14 protein-coding genes and 1 tRNA gene are annotated in these 14,437 nt (G+C 59.3%); 5 read left to right on the top strand and 10 right to left on the bottom strand.

Annotation, left to right across the window (positions count from 1 at the left end; genetic code table 11):
• Positions 1 to 385 precede the first annotated feature (385 nt).
• The 7 genes from C9E81_RS22760 to C9E81_RS18215 form a co-directional block, all read right to left on the bottom strand.
• Entirely contained in the window at positions 386 to 1,132 is a 747-nt protein-coding gene (locus C9E81_RS22760) for a hypothetical protein (RefSeq protein WP_147457627.1), read from the bottom strand.
• 21 nt (positions 1,133 to 1,153) lie between these two features.
• A complete protein-coding gene (locus C9E81_RS22755; protein WP_147457626.1) occupies positions 1,154 to 2,116 on the bottom strand; it encodes a hypothetical protein in 963 nt (320 codons plus the stop codon).
• A gap of 471 nt (positions 2,117 to 2,587) precedes the next feature.
• Positions 2,588 to 3,871: a TRAP transporter large permease gene (locus C9E81_RS18235; RefSeq protein WP_122113783.1), complete on the bottom strand. Its 1,284-nt coding sequence runs from the start codon at positions 3,869 to 3,871 to the stop codon at positions 2,588 to 2,590.
• Complete coding sequence (locus tag C9E81_RS18230; RefSeq protein ID WP_122113782.1) at positions 3,868 to 4,398, bottom strand: TRAP transporter small permease; 531 nt, start codon at positions 4,396 to 4,398, stop codon at positions 3,868 to 3,870. Before C9E81_RS18230 ends, C9E81_RS18235 begins: the two co-directional genes overlap by 4 nt.
• 4 nt (positions 4,399 to 4,402) lie before the next feature.
• Positions 4,403 to 5,407 (bottom strand): TRAP transporter substrate-binding protein DctP, encoded by a 1,005-nt coding sequence (gene dctP / locus C9E81_RS18225; RefSeq protein WP_122113781.1) that lies wholly within the window; start codon positions 5,405 to 5,407, stop codon positions 4,403 to 4,405.
• A gap of 71 nt (positions 5,408 to 5,478) precedes the next feature.
• On the bottom strand, positions 5,479 to 6,432 hold the full coding sequence (locus C9E81_RS18220; RefSeq protein WP_122113780.1) for a hydroxymethylglutaryl-CoA lyase: 954 nt from the start codon (positions 6,430 to 6,432) through the stop codon (positions 5,479 to 5,481).
• 1 nt (position 6,433) lies between these two features.
• Positions 6,434 to 7,582: a CaiB/BaiF CoA transferase family protein gene (locus tag C9E81_RS18215; RefSeq protein ID WP_122113779.1), complete on the bottom strand. Its 1,149-nt coding sequence runs from the start codon at positions 7,580 to 7,582 to the stop codon at positions 6,434 to 6,436.
• A gap of 102 nt (positions 7,583 to 7,684) precedes the next feature.
• On the opposite strand from C9E81_RS18215, the gene C9E81_RS18210 reads away from it, so the two are divergent.
• Entirely contained in the window at positions 7,685 to 8,617 is a 933-nt protein-coding gene (locus C9E81_RS18210) for a LysR family transcriptional regulator (protein WP_122113778.1), read from the top strand.
• Between the two features lie 596 nt (positions 8,618 to 9,213).
• Here the strand turns inward: C9E81_RS18210 and C9E81_RS18205 are convergent.
• The 3 genes from C9E81_RS18205 to C9E81_RS18195 all read right to left on the bottom strand — a co-directional run bounded on the left by C9E81_RS18205 (position 9,214) and on the right by C9E81_RS18195 (position 10,262).
• A tRNA-Ala gene (locus tag C9E81_RS18205) sits at positions 9,214 to 9,289 on the bottom strand.
• A 195-nt stretch (positions 9,290 to 9,484) separates the two neighbouring features.
• The gene (locus C9E81_RS18200; RefSeq protein WP_122113777.1) at positions 9,485 to 9,877 is read right to left on the bottom strand and encodes a DoxX family protein; all 393 of its coding nucleotides are present in this window, start codon (positions 9,875 to 9,877) and stop codon (positions 9,485 to 9,487) included.
• A 67-nt stretch (positions 9,878 to 9,944) separates the two neighbouring features.
• Complete coding sequence (locus C9E81_RS18195) at positions 9,945 to 10,262, bottom strand: TIGR02300 family protein (protein WP_122113776.1); 318 nt, start codon at positions 10,260 to 10,262, stop codon at positions 9,945 to 9,947.
• Between the two features lie 104 nt (positions 10,263 to 10,366).
• On the opposite strand from C9E81_RS18195, the gene C9E81_RS18190 reads away from it, so the two are divergent.
• From C9E81_RS18190 to C9E81_RS18175, 4 genes are all read left to right on the top strand, one after another.
• On the top strand, positions 10,367 to 11,053 hold the full coding sequence (locus C9E81_RS18190; RefSeq protein WP_243698717.1) for a M48 family metallopeptidase: 687 nt from the start codon (positions 10,367 to 10,369) through the stop codon (positions 11,051 to 11,053).
• A gap of 31 nt (positions 11,054 to 11,084) precedes the next feature.
• Positions 11,085 to 11,729 (top strand): GntR family transcriptional regulator, encoded by a 645-nt coding sequence (locus tag C9E81_RS18185; RefSeq protein WP_122113775.1) that lies wholly within the window; start codon positions 11,085 to 11,087, stop codon positions 11,727 to 11,729.
• Positions 11,730 to 11,784: 55 nt separating this feature from the next.
• The gene (gene gndA, locus C9E81_RS18180; protein ID WP_122113811.1) at positions 11,785 to 13,179 is read left to right on the top strand and encodes an NADP-dependent phosphogluconate dehydrogenase; all 1,395 of its coding nucleotides are present in this window, start codon (positions 11,785 to 11,787) and stop codon (positions 13,177 to 13,179) included.
• Positions 13,180 to 13,293: 114 nt separating this feature from the next.
• Positions 13,294 to 14,436, top strand: coding sequence for an alcohol dehydrogenase family protein (locus C9E81_RS18175; protein WP_243698716.1), 1,143 nt, complete (start codon positions 13,294 to 13,296; stop codon positions 14,434 to 14,436).
• Position 14,437 lies beyond the last annotated feature (1 nt).

Raw genomic sequence — 14,437 nt, 5'->3', positions numbered from 1 at the left:
AGGATTCTGCCATGTCGCTTGCTCTTTCCAGTGATATACGACATCGCCTTGAAAACCTCTGCCGGGAGGGTTGAATGGAAGAGAAATCCGGACAGGCCGGCTTTCGGCATCGCCTGCCGGCAATGCATATATGTCACGGCATTGCCGGCAGGCACATTCATAATACAATATCGGGTGGGTAACGGCTTTTGCATACCTTCATAAGATTGGCGATGTGAAATCGGCCACGTCGCCATTCTGCAGCAATATTACTTGACCGTATCGTTACTTGAAATATTCCCACGAAGACGCTCATTCGGAACCGGAATGCAGACCGTCCAAATGGCAATCTATGGCATACATAGTTGGTACAATCACCCGCGAGTGAAATTTACGTGCTCAAGATTCAGGCTTCAGCTTTCTCACTTCGGAGATTGCAAGAAGTGTTGGAAATATCATACCCAATTTCATCAATGATGAATGATGGGACAGATTTGATAATATGATCGAGGTCATCATTATCGAAATTTTTCATATATTCTTCTGGTTCGACTGCAGCCTTGTTGAATTTTTCATTCGTGAAAAAATTCTCTGAGTTATGAGTGTTTTCGTGCAACTTTTTTAATCTTTTTTCCGGCACAACAAAATCCGATCGGGTAGAAGGTAAAGAAAAGTTCTTCGCTACCAATAAAGTGACATGCTCTGGCGATGAAATTAGATCTTCATATTTAATAAAAATTGCTCGTTCCGGCATCGACTTTGCGGAAGTCACAGCGTTGTGGTTTATTTGCGCCCACATGACAACCGGATTCGGAAACCAAAGCCTTGGGCTCGATTTATTCCCACCGTCGTGAATTATAATATCTTCCCTTATGAAGCTTTTGAATGAAGAGGTGTCAACCTTCTCCGCATTTCTCTTGTTGGATTCGAAATAATTGTACAAAGATGTTAATGATAGAAATGGATTTCTGGCAATAAACACGCATGGCTGATTCGGGTAAATAACTGTCGTCTTTTCATTGATTGCCGGGAAGAAGTAATGTTTCCACCCATATGAATCGTACTTGACTTTGACGTCATAGTTTATTTCGAGAAGCGATTTCAGAAAATTCGTACCGCTTCTGAAGATCCCTCGAACACAGACTTGAGTCATTTCCATCTCCTATGGTTCCCATTATGCTTGAGCATCATGTTTTTTGTTCAGCCAGCACTCACCGTCTTTCTGGGTGCCTTCAGTGATTGAGTTTATTGCTTTCCTGATGCTCTTTATGTTCTGAAAGCAAGTGTATTCAGCCAAAAGATCTCGCAAGTAGTTTTTAAATTTAAAACGACTCATATGTTGATGGTGATGGTAATGAATAATTATCGGGTCGTCCTGATTTACTCGATTTATCGCATTCTTATCTCTGATTAAATTTACTCCTAAATTCCATCGCTCATCCAGGGGATTGAATTGCCACCCCGCACGTTCAATGGAGATCGGAAGTGCGATTTGATCTAGCCACGGGCGCTTGTCCAGTATCGCGCTCTCATTGTCCAGTGCAATCGCCGTATCCAGCCAGATTTTACCAAAGCTCTGAAATCCATCAGCTTCGGTGTTCTTGTATGCTATCATGCCTGCATTAAAATAGGGAACTGAAGTTTGCCTTGACCTAACCGTTGTAATCCTCCGATCAGGAAGTCGTAATCCAAAAAGATTGTAAGCTTCACGCCATTCCTCGTCGGACTTCCCCCAGGATTTCAAATCCGCAGGAACCGCATAAAGGGTATCACTCTTGATAATGCCGGAAGGTGAAAATTTGGAGTATATCACCGTATCGCTATCAAGAAATATAACATTCCCCTTCTTATTATGTGCTGCGCAGGCAATTATTTTGTTCCCATGAGGGTATTCCGGATTGAACAAGTTGCGATTTGAAATCGGAGCAACAATTACACCTAGATATTCAAATATTCCGCGAACCGATTCAGGAATTTTTGCTACTTTATCCTCCGGACAATATGCGTAGATACTTTCACTGGCAAAATGCTTTCTTATTGACATCGCCAAGATCAAGGAATCAAGCATTATCTTGGGGGGGTCGATCATAAAAATGAACGAAGTGGTGTCAGCGTCGCTTCGCGCGTTCGTTTCCATATTTATGAATTCCCATTTATCAAATTTTACCGAAGTCTCGTAACATGCCCTGTAGTTCGAAGTCGAGACCCGAACACCAGCCACTCACGCGGTCAGCATTTTTATGCTCTTTCGCGGCGCTCCTGCAGCCCTGCCAACATAACACATATATTTCAATTATTTACTTTGGATCATTGTTTGGCAATCACGGAACGGTATGAGCGAACCTGTCGCTGAAAGACGGGTGACCGTGCATTGTTGCACAGTTCGAGCAATTTAGGCGCATGTTACGAAGACCACCCGTCAATGGCCATGCATGAGCAAGCCTCCGCCCGCCCGCTATCGAATGACGAGCCGGAAACCCTGCAGCAATGCCTTCACAGAGTCGGATCGGCTACCGTCTTTCAAGACTGACGGCGCCTCTTGAGAGTGCCGTCGCTATACCGCCTGAACGAGTTTCGCAGGAAGGCGGACCGGCGGGCCCGCCCCGGATCATCGCCCGAAGCCCGCCGAATAGGGCAGCCAGGTTGCAAGCCCCGGCACCATGAGCACGATGAGCAGGCCAAGGATCATCAGCATGACATAGGGCAATGCGCCGCGAACGACCTCGGTCAGCGGAGCGTCCGAGATGCCCTTGATCACGAACAGGTTCATTCCCACCGGCGGTGTGATCATGGCCAGTTCGAGGTTGATCATCAGCAGGACACCGTACCAGATCAAGTCGATATCCAGCGCGATCATGGTCGGCAGCAATATCGGTGTGGTGATCAGGATGATGGCGATGGATTCGAAGAACATCCCCATCACGAAAATCAGCGCCATGACGATCAGCATGAAGCCAAGCGGACCGAGCCCCATCTGCGATACCATCTCGGTGACACCGACGGGCAGCCGGATGATCGTGATCGCGTGACCGAACATGGCGGCCCCGGCAATGATCATGAACACCATCATCGAAGTGCGCATGGACTCGTAGGCGCAGTCCCACAGGTCGCGCCACCCGAAATTGCGATATGCCAATGTCGCGACCAGAAGCGCATAGATCGAGCCTGCGGCCGCTGCCTCGGCAGCGGTGAAGACGCCCAGATAGATCCCGCCCATCACCACCGGCGGTGCCATGATGGCCCAGATCGACTTGCGAATGGAGCGTATGATTGCCGGGGTTCCCGCATAGGGAGGGCTCTTCGCTCCACGGCGCTTGGCGCTGAATACCGAATAGGCCGCGAAGATCAGCGCCAGCAGGATACCCGGTATGATGCCCGCAAGAAACAATGCCCCGATCGATGCCTCCGAAACGATTGCATAGAGGATCATCGGCCCTGAGGGGGGAATCAGGATTCCCAGGGTGCCGCCTGCCGCAACCACACCGAGCGCTTCACGCTTCGGATAGCCGTAGCGCTGCATCTGCGGAATCGCACTGGAGCCGACAGACAGCGCCGTCGCCACGGAGGAGCCAGAAATGGCGGCGAATATCGTGCAGGCCAACACGGTCGCAACGCCCAGCCCGCCACGGATATGCCCGATAATTGTATGTGCAGTTTCATAGAGATCGTCGATGACCTTCGCCCGGATCATGATCTGTGCCATGAATACGAAAAGCGGGATGGTCGTCAGGATCGGCTTGTTCAAATGCGCGTAAACAGTGTCCGCGACCGATCCGATACCGCCCTCGAAGATCAGCAGGATAACGGTTGCCGTCAGGCCGAGAGCCGCGAAGATCGGGATGCCGGTGAGCAGCAGAACGATCAGACCGGAAAAAATCAGGAAGGCGGTCATTGATCGCCTCTTTTCTGCAAATGTCCGATCAGGCGCGCAACTGCGAAAAGACCCAGAAGCACGCCGCCGATCAGTAGTGGCAGTTGCGGGATCCAGGAGGCGATCTGGATCGAGCCGGCTGTGTAGGAACCGAAGGCCATGGCAAACTCGACCGCCTCCCAGGTGCTGAGAACCAGCACGACTGAGAACGCCAATACGCACAGATCGCTCCAGATCCAGCGCAGCTTCCGCATCCGCGGCGGCAGATCCTCCGTCAGCAGGTCAATCGCGATATGATTGCCGTGCCGATAGGCCTCGCCGACACCGAACATGATCAGCGCCACCAGCAGGAATCCGGTCAACTGGTCAATCCAGACCGGTGGGCTCCCGATCACGTAACGCATGAACACCGAATAGGTTGTCAGGCCGAGAGCCGCGAGAATAAGAAGCGTACTGATCGCGCCCCCAAGGCTGACGATCGGCGTCGCGATACGCTCGGCGAGGGGGGCGGCCCTTTCCGCCCCGTCATCGTCAGGCAAGCCGGACATGGCCTCACGACCCCGAACGAAGTTGATCGATCAGGCCCAGCAGCTTCTGACTATCCGGGTCATCGGCCTGGAATGCCTCGTCGAAAGCCGGCCGCATCACCGCCTCCATCGCCGCGTTCTCTTCTTCGGTGGCGATGTGAACCTGTGCGCCCTTGGCTTCGAGTTCTGCCGGAGCCGCCGCAAGAACCTCTTCGGCGGATTCGACCGCCCAGACTGCGGCTTCGCTGCCGGCCTGATCCAGCGCGGCCCTGGCCTTGTCGGACAAGCCGTCATGGAATTGCGGATTCACATAGCCGTGGAAAAAGACCGAGATCACCGGAGACACCACGAAATGATCCTGCACCTCGTAATATTTGCGCGAAACGGCAGCATCGGTGCCGGTCATCGCACCGTCGATAATGCCGGTGGCCAGTGCCTGGTAAACTTCCGATCCGGGCAGGGCCGTGGGTGCCGCGCCCAGGGCAGCCAGTCCCGCATCGAAGGCGGGGGTCAGGCCGCGCAGCTTCATGGCCTTGAAATCTTCCGGCACCTTCAGGAACTTGCCGTTCGACGAAAAAACCGAGCTGTTGGTCTGGAACAACCAGGCGACATTCTCGACGCCCTTCTCGCGCAGTTTTTCCTCCAGAAGCTTTGCCGCATCAGAACCATCCCAGTTCCGCCAGATACTCACGTCCGAAAACGCGTAGGGCGCGGTGGTCACGGTCATGATGGGCAGGGTCTTGCCCCATTGGAACTGCACCGAAAAGGCGCATTCGATATCGCCCTTGGCGACCGCGACGATATTTTCACCCGCACCAACAAGACTGTCGGCACCGAATATCTGAACATCGATCTCGCCCTCCGACAGCGCCTCGACCCTTTCGGCCCAACGGTCGATGACTTTCGCAACCTGATGGGCCGGTGGCAACTGGTGACTGCAGCGCATCGCGGTTTGGGCGCTGGCCGGTCCGGCCACCGCACCCATGGCCATCAACGCCGCCGATGCGGCCGAAAGAAGCCTGATATTCATTGCGTGTTTCCTCCCGTTGAAATCATGTAATCCCATGAACCGGCGCCGTCTCTCCCGCGACAGCGATGATGTCAGGCCGTCGCCGCTCGCCAGTTCAACGTTTTCGGCGGCCCGGCTTTCGCCAGTGCGCCGTAAAGCTCTTCCTCCGGCATTGCGTCCTGCAGAATGGAGCGTATCGCGATGATTTGTTCGACATCGATCCCGGTGTCGAACCCCTTGGTTTCAGCCAGAAAGATCAGGTCCTCCAATACAACGTTCCCGGTCGCACCGGGCGCGAAGGGACAACCGCCCAGGCCCGCCAGCGAAGCATCGAATACCCGGCAACCGGAATCGAGCGCAGCGGAGGCGTTGGCGATGCCCATGCCACGCGTATCGTGCAGATGGATCACGTAAGGAAGCCCGGTCACACGCTGCTCCATCCGCCTGCACAGGGAAGCAATCTGGCGCGGCCCGGCATAGCCGACCGTATCGGCCAGCCCGACCATGTCCACCCCGGCCTCGAAGCAGCGATCCACCATTCGCATCACGTCATCCTCGGGCACCTCGCCCGACAGCGAACAGCCGAAGGCCATGGCAATGCCGGCATTGATGATGGTCGTTTTGCCCGCCGCGTCGCGCAGTTTCACGACATTGGCGATCTCGGAGAGGCTTTCCTCCTGGCTGCGCCGGACATTTGCCCTGTTATGCGCCTCGCTGGCAGAGACGACCACGGTGATCTCCCCCACCGGCGTCGCCAGCGCATCGGTCGCACCCCGCTGATTCAACGCCAGGGCGATGCCATGCGCACCTTCATGCCGGTCAACGGCGGAAATCACGTCGCGCACATCCGCGAAGCGCGGCATCTTGTCGGCAGGCAGGAAGGAACCGATCTCGAAATAGCGCACACCCGCAGCATATCCACGGTCGATCCATTCGGTTTTCTGCCCGGTCGAGGGCCAGGACTTCGTCAGTTGCAACCCGTCGCGAAGCCCGACCTCTCGAATGGCGATGCGGTCCCCGGGGTAAATACTGTTCGGATCGGCCATATCAGTCTGCGGCCTCCATATTCAGCCCGGCCAGAATCTCGTCATTGTGCTGACCGATCGACGGAATATCGACGTTTCGCGACACGACCGGGCGGCCCTCGATCTCGACCGGCACACCGGGAGCCCGGAAGCCCTTTTTCTCTTCGTAGCGGGATTCGAACAGCCCCCCGGGACGATTCACATGCGGATCGTCATACATTTCGGCGGGGCGTGCGACCGGCGCATATAACAGCCCGTTTTGCTCCATGATCTTCAGTGTTTCGTCATAGGAGCGCGAGGCCACGACCTCCGCGATCTGCGGCAATGTCCAGTCACGCGCTGCGATCTGGTCCGGGCGGGTCTGCAGGCGCGGATCTTCCAGCAGATGATCAAGGCCAAGCCCCTTGCACAGCTTCTGCCACTGCCCGTCCGTTGCGGCGCCAACGAATATCTGGCGGCCATCGCTGGTCGGAAACAGGTCATAAACCGGCCAGGAGAATACGCGTTCCGGCATCGGCGGCGATTCCGTGCCTTCTATATCGAACTGCACCATGTGCTGGGCGACCAGCAGCAGGCAGTTCTCGAACAGGCCGGAACGGACCGCGGCGCCCTCGCCCGTCTTTTGGCGCTGGATCAGGGCACCCAGCACACCGTAAGCGGCAAACAGCCCGCCCATGATGTCATTGGCCGAAGATCCGATGCGCAGCGGGCGGCCGGTCGGGCCGGTCATATAGGCCATGCCCGTCATCATCTGCACGACCTCATCCATCGCCGCGCGTTGTTCATAGGGTCCTTTCAGGAACCCCTTGCAGGAGGCGACGATCAGCGACGGATGCGACTGGCGCAACTGATCCGGTGCCAGCCCCATTCTGGCCAGCGTTTCATCGCGAAAATTCTCCACGAATACATCGGCGGTCTTCAACAGCGCATGCAGCCTGGCAAGATCGCCTGCATCCTTGATATTCAATGTCACCGATTTCTTGCCGCGATTGAAGGTCGGGAAGAAACCGGCACCCATTCCGGTCAGGTTACGCGTCTTGTCGCCCTGCGGGGGTTCGACCTTGATCACCTCGGCGCCGAGGAAGCCCAGAAACATCCCGGCGGACGGCCCCATGACCATATGGCTCATCTCGACAACACGCACATCTTCGAGCGGCAGGGTCCCGGCCATCGCATCCTCCCAATAAATCCGTTGGACGGGACAATGGCGCAATTGCAGAGATCAGAAAATAATATCCTTTAGAACCATACGTTCTGTTATATAGAATGAATCATGGATACGCGACAGCTCAGGTATTTCGTGGCCATCTGCGAGTTCAGGAATCTCTCGCATGCGGCCGATCACTGCAATATTGCCGCTTCGGCGCTGAGCCATCATGTCACGGCGCTTGAAATCGAACTGGACACGAAGCTTTTCACGCGCAAACCCAGGGGCATGGAGCCCACCGCGGCCGGTCTGAAATTGCTGGAGCATGCACGCTCCATTCTGGCGGCGATTGAAACCGCAGTTTCCGATCTGAGGCACGGTCAGGCGGAAATATCCGGCAACATCTCGATCGGAATGTCGTTTTCGATCATCAAGGTGATCGGTGGGGCCCTGATGCGCACCGTCCTCACTGACCTGCCGAAAGTCCGGCTCCTGATCCGCGAAAGCCTTTCCGGCGTAACCTATAATTCGCTGCAATCGGGCGAAATCGAAGCAGCGCTGATATTCAACCCGCCTCAGGACGCCCGGACATCCCGCATGCCGCTATTGGAAGAAGAGCTTTTCTGTATCGGACACAAGGATATCGTCGGCGACACGCAAGAGCCGATCCGGCTGGAGGAGATGGCCGAATTACCGCTTGCCCTGCTGCAAAGCGGCTCATTGTCCCGCGCGCTGGTTGATCGCCCTGCCGAACTGGCGAGGCTGGAGGCGCGGGCGCGCATACAGTTGGCGTCGATCGCCGGCACGCTCAGCGCACTGAATGAAGGGCTGGCCTGCACCTTGGCCCCCAAGGTTCTGGTCAGCGAAGAGCTGCGCAACGGTCAGCTGATCGCCCGCCCCGTGACCGAGCCCCGCCCGATCCGGACACTGCATCTCGTCTCGCCGCTGGATACGCGGCCGACTTTTCTGCGCGAGCGTATCTCTGCGCTGATCACGAAGCTGGTCCATCAGGCCGTGGAATCCGGGCGATGGGAAGGTGCGCGACTTGTCGTGCCGTAAGGTCGACTTGGAGCCGTTGCGATTGACGTGGAAGCTTCGCCATGCTGGTTTGCCCGGAAATTCTCTCTCCCGAACCGGGGCTTTCGAGTAGTCTCCCATGCGATCGCCTCGCCGGGTTAAAGCATTTCCAGCAAAAGTGGATACCGGTTTTGCGTCCGGAAATGGGTAAAAACAAAAAGTTACATCGTTTCGGTGTTTCAACGAAAAACCGAAACGATGTAGGTTATCAAATCCAAGCCAGGAAGGCATCGCAATGCGGCGCGAAACGCGGGATTCTCATTCATTGCGGCCACTGTCTTTCATCCGGCTGATGTGATCCTGCCGAAGCTATCGCACTTTCAAGAGCGGCAGTGTAAAACCGCTCCACCGGAGCGGCGGCTTGGTGCCGATGCGGGTGGCGGCGTCATCCACTACGAATAGTAACTCCGTGCTCGGAGCGGACCGTCATTCCTTAATCGATCCGCTGCGGCTTTTCTGTCAGGAACCGCAGAAATTCATGGCGAGCCCGCGCTCGGCATATCCTGCGAGCAAAACGCCTCACCATGCCCCAAACGGCAGGCAGTGCCTCTGCATTCGTTTGGATTTCCTGATTTTACTGGTGGAGCCAAGGGGAGTCGAACCCCTGACCTCTTGAATGCCATTCAAGCGCTCTACCAACTGAGCTATGGCCCCACCGGAGGTCTCGCAAGGTATCTCGATCACCCTGCGTGGAGGGTCGTATAGGGGGCTGACAGCCGGGGTGCAAGCGGAAAATTTGTGATCCGGGGGTGATTTTTCGCCGTTGCGATCCGCGGCCGATCCGACACCGGGCAGCATATGAAAAACGGGGCACGAAGCCCCGTTTCCCAGCTGTATGGATGATTTCCGTCAGGCCCGGCCCGCCCGGGCATCGAGACTGACCGGACCGGGGCCGGCAAAGAACAGGTAGAGGAAAACGAAACAGTAAAGGATAGACGCATCGCCATCATTGAGAACCGGGAACGGGCTGCGCGGGGCATGCACCATCCAATAGGCAAAGGCCATCTGGCCCGACAGCAGGAACGCCACAGGGCGGGTGAAGAGACCCAGTATCAGCAGCGGGCCGCCGACAAGCTCCATGACCCCGGCGATCCATGGCAGGGACATCACGCCCGGGTTCATGTCACTGGCGGGAAAGCCGAGGATTTTCTGCGTGCCATGCGCCATGAAAATCAGCGCCGCGACAACGCGCAGCAGGCTCAGCGCATAGGGCGCATAGCGGGAAAGAAACTTCAGAGACATCGCGGTATTTTCCTTTCAATGGTGAAAATATCACAGAGCCCGCCTATACGGACCGCCGGGCCCGGTATCATTCCTCTTCGTCGTCCGACACATCGGCGATGTCGTCCAGCGAAACATCGCCGTCGTCATCATCGTCTTCCAGCAGATCGTCGTCCAGATCTCCGCCATCGGTATCCAGATCATCGTCGTCATCGACCAGATCGTCGTCATCCTTGTCCGACGAGGTCTTTTCGCTGACCAGCGCCTTGGTGCGCCCTTCGCTCAGGCTTTCGATGGTCATCTGGCTGCCGCAGGCCGGGCAGGTCATCGGATCGTTGTTCAGGTCATAGAACCGGGTCGCACAATGCGGGCACAGGCGTTTCGTGCCCCATTCCTCTTTGGGCATGGTAATCTCCTTCCGCCGCGATTAGGGAATTTCGCGATCCCCTGCCACAAGGTCCGGGGGGTGTCAAAGGCTTTCTTCTTGACCGCGGGTATGAGGCAGTTGCGGTGACCGAGACCATCACGACCTCCAGCGGCTTCCGTATCGCGTTGCGCCGTTCGGCGCGGGCGCGGCGGATGACCCTGCGCGTGCCCCGCGCAGGCGGAGATCCGGTGCTGACATTGCCGCGCCGGGTCAGCCTGAGCGAGGGCCGCGCCTTTGCCGAAGCGCAGGCCGAATGGCTGCGCCGGGCCACCTCCCGCCAGATCGTGGCGCAGCCTGTCGATGCCGGAGTGCTGTTGCCCGTCGAGGGGCGCCCGATGCGGGTCACGCCCTTTCCGATACGCGGTGCCCGGATAGAGGGTAACTCCCTGCTGATCCCCGGGAACCGGCCCGCCGCGCCTGTCATACAGGCATTCCTGAGGCACCTGGCCCTGCAGCGCCTGCACAGCGCCTGCGACGGTTTCGCCGCGGATCTCGGGCGCGAATACCGCGCGATCACCTTGCGCGACACCCGGTCCCGATGGGGAAGTTGCACCTCCGATGGGCGGCTGATGTTTTCCTGGCGGCTGGCCATGGCACCGCCCGGAGTGCTGACCTATGTCGCCGCCCACGAGGTCGCGCATCTGGCGCATATGGATCACTCGCCACGCTTCTGGGCGCAGGTCGAGGCATTGATGCCCGGCCACAAGCCATATCGCGACTGGCTGCGCCGGCACGGCAATGAATTGCTGGCATGGCAATTCCGCGATTGACGGGGCGGGTGCTTGTGATCACATATCGGCCATGAATTCCGCCCGCCCCGCCGATCCCGCCGCGCATGAACGGCTTTACCGCAGCCTTCGCAGCCGCATCATGCTGGGGGAACTGCCGCCCGGCCATGCGATGACGCTGCGTGGACTGGCGCGCGAATATCACATGTCGATGACCCCCGCGCGCGAGGCCGTGCGGCGGCTGGTGGCCGAGGGGGCGCTGACCCTGTCGGGCTCGGGCCGGATCTCCACGCCGGAACTGTCGGATGAGCGGATCGAGGAACTGGCCGCCATGCGCGCCCTGATCGAGCCGGAACTGGCTGCCCGCGCCCTGCCCCGCGCCCATTTCGCATTGATCGACCGGCTGGCCACGGTGAATGCGCAGATCGGTGACGCGGTCGAGCGTCACGATGCGGTCGGCTATATCCGCTGCAACCTGGATTTTCACCGGATGCTTTACCTGCGGGCGCAGGCGCCGCTGATGCTGGCCATGCTGGAAACGATCTGGCTGCAGCTCGGCCCGACGATGCGGCAGCTTTACGGCCGCGTCCGCCGAAACGAGCCGCCCCGCCATCACCGGATGATCCTGGCGGCGCTGCGCGCCGGGGACGAACCCGCCCTGCGCCTTGCCATCCGCGCCGATGTGACCCATGGATTGCGGCACCTGACGGCGGCATGAGCAAACGGGCGAAACCGCCGGGGATACAGATATCACGATGAAAGGCGAAAACATCATGGCAGAGGCGGATATCGGGCTGATCGGGCTTGGAACCATGGGATCGGCGCTGGCGCTGAATATCGCGGAGAAGGGCTTTCCCATCGCGGTCTATAACCGCACCGCGCAGGTGACGCGCGATTTCCATGCCGGGGCGGGCGAACTCGCCACCCGCGTGATCCCGACGGAAAGCCTTGAGGAACTGGTCGCCGCGATCAAACCTCCCCGCGCGATCATCCTGATGGTGCCGGCGGGTAGCCCGGTGGATCAGCAGATCGAGGCATTGGCGCCGCTGCTCGACCCGCAGGACCTGGTGATCGATGCGGGCAATGCCAATTTCCACGACACCAACCGCCGCGCCGAGGCCGGCCTGCCGATGCGCTTTCTGGGCGTGGGCGTCTCTGGCGGCGAGGATGGCGCGCGGCACGGCCCCTCGATCATGGGCGGCGGCGCGCAGCAGGACTGGGACCGCATCGCCCCGATCCTGACCGCCATCGCCGCCAGGGCCGAGGACGGCACCCCCTGCGCCACCCGCATGGGCGAGGCCGGGGCCGGGCATTTCGTCAAGGCGGTCCATAACGGCATCGAATATGCCGATATGCAGATGATCGCCGAGATCTACGGCCTGATGCGCGACGGCATGGGTCTGCCCGCCGACCGCATCGCCGGGATTTTCGAGCGCTGGAATGACGGCCCGCTGCAATCCTACCTGATCGAGATCTCGGGCAAGGTCGCGCACGCCCCGGATCCGCATTCCGGCCAGCCGATGCTCGACGTGATCCTCGACCGCGCCGGCCAGAAGGGCACCGGCCGCTGGACCGCCATCGAGGCGCAGCATCTTGCCGCCCCTATCCCGGTGATCGAGGCCGCCGTGATGGCGCGCAACGTCTCGGCCCGGCTTGCAGAGCGGAAGGCAGCCGAGGAACGCTTCGGCCCCGCCCCCCAGCCTTGCGATCTTGACGAGGACCTGCTGGAACGCGCCCTGATCGCGGGCAAGATCCTGTGCTATGCGCAAGGCTTCGCGATGATCTCGGCAGCTTCCGAAGCATTCGGCTGGTCCCTGCCCCTGCCCGATATCGCCCGCGTCTGGCGCGCCGGCTGCATCATCCGCTCGACGATGCTGAACGACATGGCCGAGGCGCTGACCGAGAATCCCGGGCGTAACCTGATCATGGCGCCCGGCTTCGCCTCGCGCATCGAAGAGGCCCTGCCCGCTCTGCGCCGGGTCGTGTCAGAGGGGCTGGCACAGGGCCACCCGCTGCCCGCGCTGGCGCAGGGCCTGACATGGTTCGACATGATGCGCACGGCGCGCGGCACCGCCAACATGATCCAGGCGCAGCGCGATTTCTTTGGCGCGCATGGGTTCGAACGGCTCGACGGGCGCGACGATCCGCACGGGCCCTGGGGCGCATAACGGGCGTTTGCGCGGGGCCGCCGATTGCGCGGCCCTGCTTGTCACGGCCGGTTCTCTTTCCCCGAAGGACCGGCATTGTCACCATCGGGACCGCGTTGAAAAAGGAGCATGATCATGATTCCACAATATATGCGCGCAATGGTTCTGACAGGTCACGGCGGGATCGATGCCCTGGAATGGCGGACCGATATCCCGGTGCCGCACCCGGGACCGGGCGAGGTATTGCTGCGCATCACCGCCACCGCCAAGAACAATACCGACCGCAAGGTCCGCGAGGGGCTTTACGCCACGCATGAAACCGGCGAGGCGACCAGTTTCCGGATGGCAGGCGAAACGCTGCGATTTCCGCGTATCCAGGGGGCGGATGTCGTGGGCCATGTGGTGGCCGTAGGCGAGGGCGTGCCGCCCACGCGGATCGGCGAGCGCTGCCTGCTGGATTTCAACATTTATCGCGGCGACGACCCGCATCTGAACCTGACGCCGGATTATTACGGTCATGGCGCGGATGGCGGCTTTGCCGAATACGGTGTTTTCCCGTCCGATCAGGTCCATCATGTCCCGAATCCCGATCTTTCGGATGCGGAACTTGCCAGCCTTGGCATGTGTTCTTGGCAGACGGGCTATCACATGCTGACCTCTGCCGGGATACGCGAGGGCGAGCATGTCCTGATCACCGGCGCGTCTGGCGGGGTCGGCACGGCGCTGATCCAGCTTTGCCGGGTGATCGGGGCGGTGCCGCATGCGGTCTCGGGTCCCGGCAAGGCCGAGGCACTGCGCGCCCTCGGGGCAGAGACGGTGATCGACCGCAAGCAGGTGACGGACTGGCCTGCCGATATCACGTGGGCGACCGGCGGACGTATCGTCGACGCGGTAATGGATCTGGTTGGCGGAGACATCACTCCGGGGCTGATCGACGCGATGTGCCGTGACCTGGGCGCGCGCAGGACTCCTCCACGTCTGGCCATCGCCGGGGCTTCGGCGGGCAATGTGACGCAAGTCCTCTGGACCCAGATCTACCTGAACCAGGTGCAGATCTTCGGCGTCTCGCATGGCACCCGGGCCGAGGCGCAACAACTGATCGAATGGATCCGCGCAGGACGGCTGCGCCCGGTGCTGGCCGGGACCATGAAGCTGTCGGAACTGCACGAGGCCGAGCGTCTTTTCGTGGAGCGCGGAGCGGATTTCCTGGGCAAGCTGGTGATCGTGCCGGATGGAGAATGGGAACAGCATGGCGCGGGCCACGCGCTGAAACGCTGAC

The organism is Paracoccus alkanivorans (genome assembly GCF_003697785.1).
Classification (GTDB): domain Bacteria; phylum Pseudomonadota; class Alphaproteobacteria; order Rhodobacterales; family Rhodobacteraceae; genus Paracoccus; species Paracoccus alkanivorans.
Note: the sequence above shows the minus strand (reverse complement) of the source record. Positions and strands in the feature narration are given on the sequence as shown.

Bases quoted from the DNA above. Each gene is read 5' to 3' on its own strand.
- C9E81_RS18195 (WP_122113776.1), bottom strand. From the start codon at position 10,262: ATGCCCAAAGAGGAATGGGGCACGAAACGCCTGTGCCCGCATTGTGCG.
- C9E81_RS18215 (WP_122113779.1), bottom strand. From the start codon at position 7,582: ATGGCCGGGACCCTGCCGCTCGAAGATGTGCGTGTTGTCGAGATGAGC.
- C9E81_RS18175 (WP_243698716.1), top strand. From the start codon at position 13,294: ATGATTCCACAATATATGCGCGCAATGGTTCTGACAGGTCACGGCGGG.
- C9E81_RS22755 (WP_147457626.1), bottom strand. From the start codon at position 2,116: ATGGAAACGAACGCGCGAAGCGACGCTGACACCACTTCGTTCATTTTT.
- C9E81_RS22760 (WP_147457627.1), bottom strand. From the start codon at position 1,132: ATGACTCAAGTCTGTGTTCGAGGGATCTTCAGAAGCGGTACGAATTTT.
- C9E81_RS18235 (WP_122113783.1), bottom strand. From the start codon at position 3,871: ATGACCGCCTTCCTGATTTTTTCCGGTCTGATCGTTCTGCTGCTCACC.
- C9E81_RS18185 (WP_122113775.1), top strand. From the start codon at position 11,085: ATGAATTCCGCCCGCCCCGCCGATCCCGCCGCGCATGAACGGCTTTAC.
- dctP (WP_122113781.1), bottom strand. From the start codon at position 5,407: ATGAATATCAGGCTTCTTTCGGCCGCATCGGCGGCGTTGATGGCCATG.
- C9E81_RS18220 (WP_122113780.1), bottom strand. From the start codon at position 6,432: ATGGCCGATCCGAACAGTATTTACCCCGGGGACCGCATCGCCATTCGA.
- C9E81_RS18230 (WP_122113782.1), bottom strand. From the start codon at position 4,398: ATGTCCGGCTTGCCTGACGATGACGGGGCGGAAAGGGCCGCCCCCCTC.
- C9E81_RS18210 (WP_122113778.1), top strand. From the start codon at position 7,685: ATGGATACGCGACAGCTCAGGTATTTCGTGGCCATCTGCGAGTTCAGG.
- C9E81_RS18200 (WP_122113777.1), bottom strand. From the start codon at position 9,877: ATGTCTCTGAAGTTTCTTTCCCGCTATGCGCCCTATGCGCTGAGCCTG.
- gndA (WP_122113811.1), top strand. From the start codon at position 11,785: ATGGCAGAGGCGGATATCGGGCTGATCGGGCTTGGAACCATGGGATCG.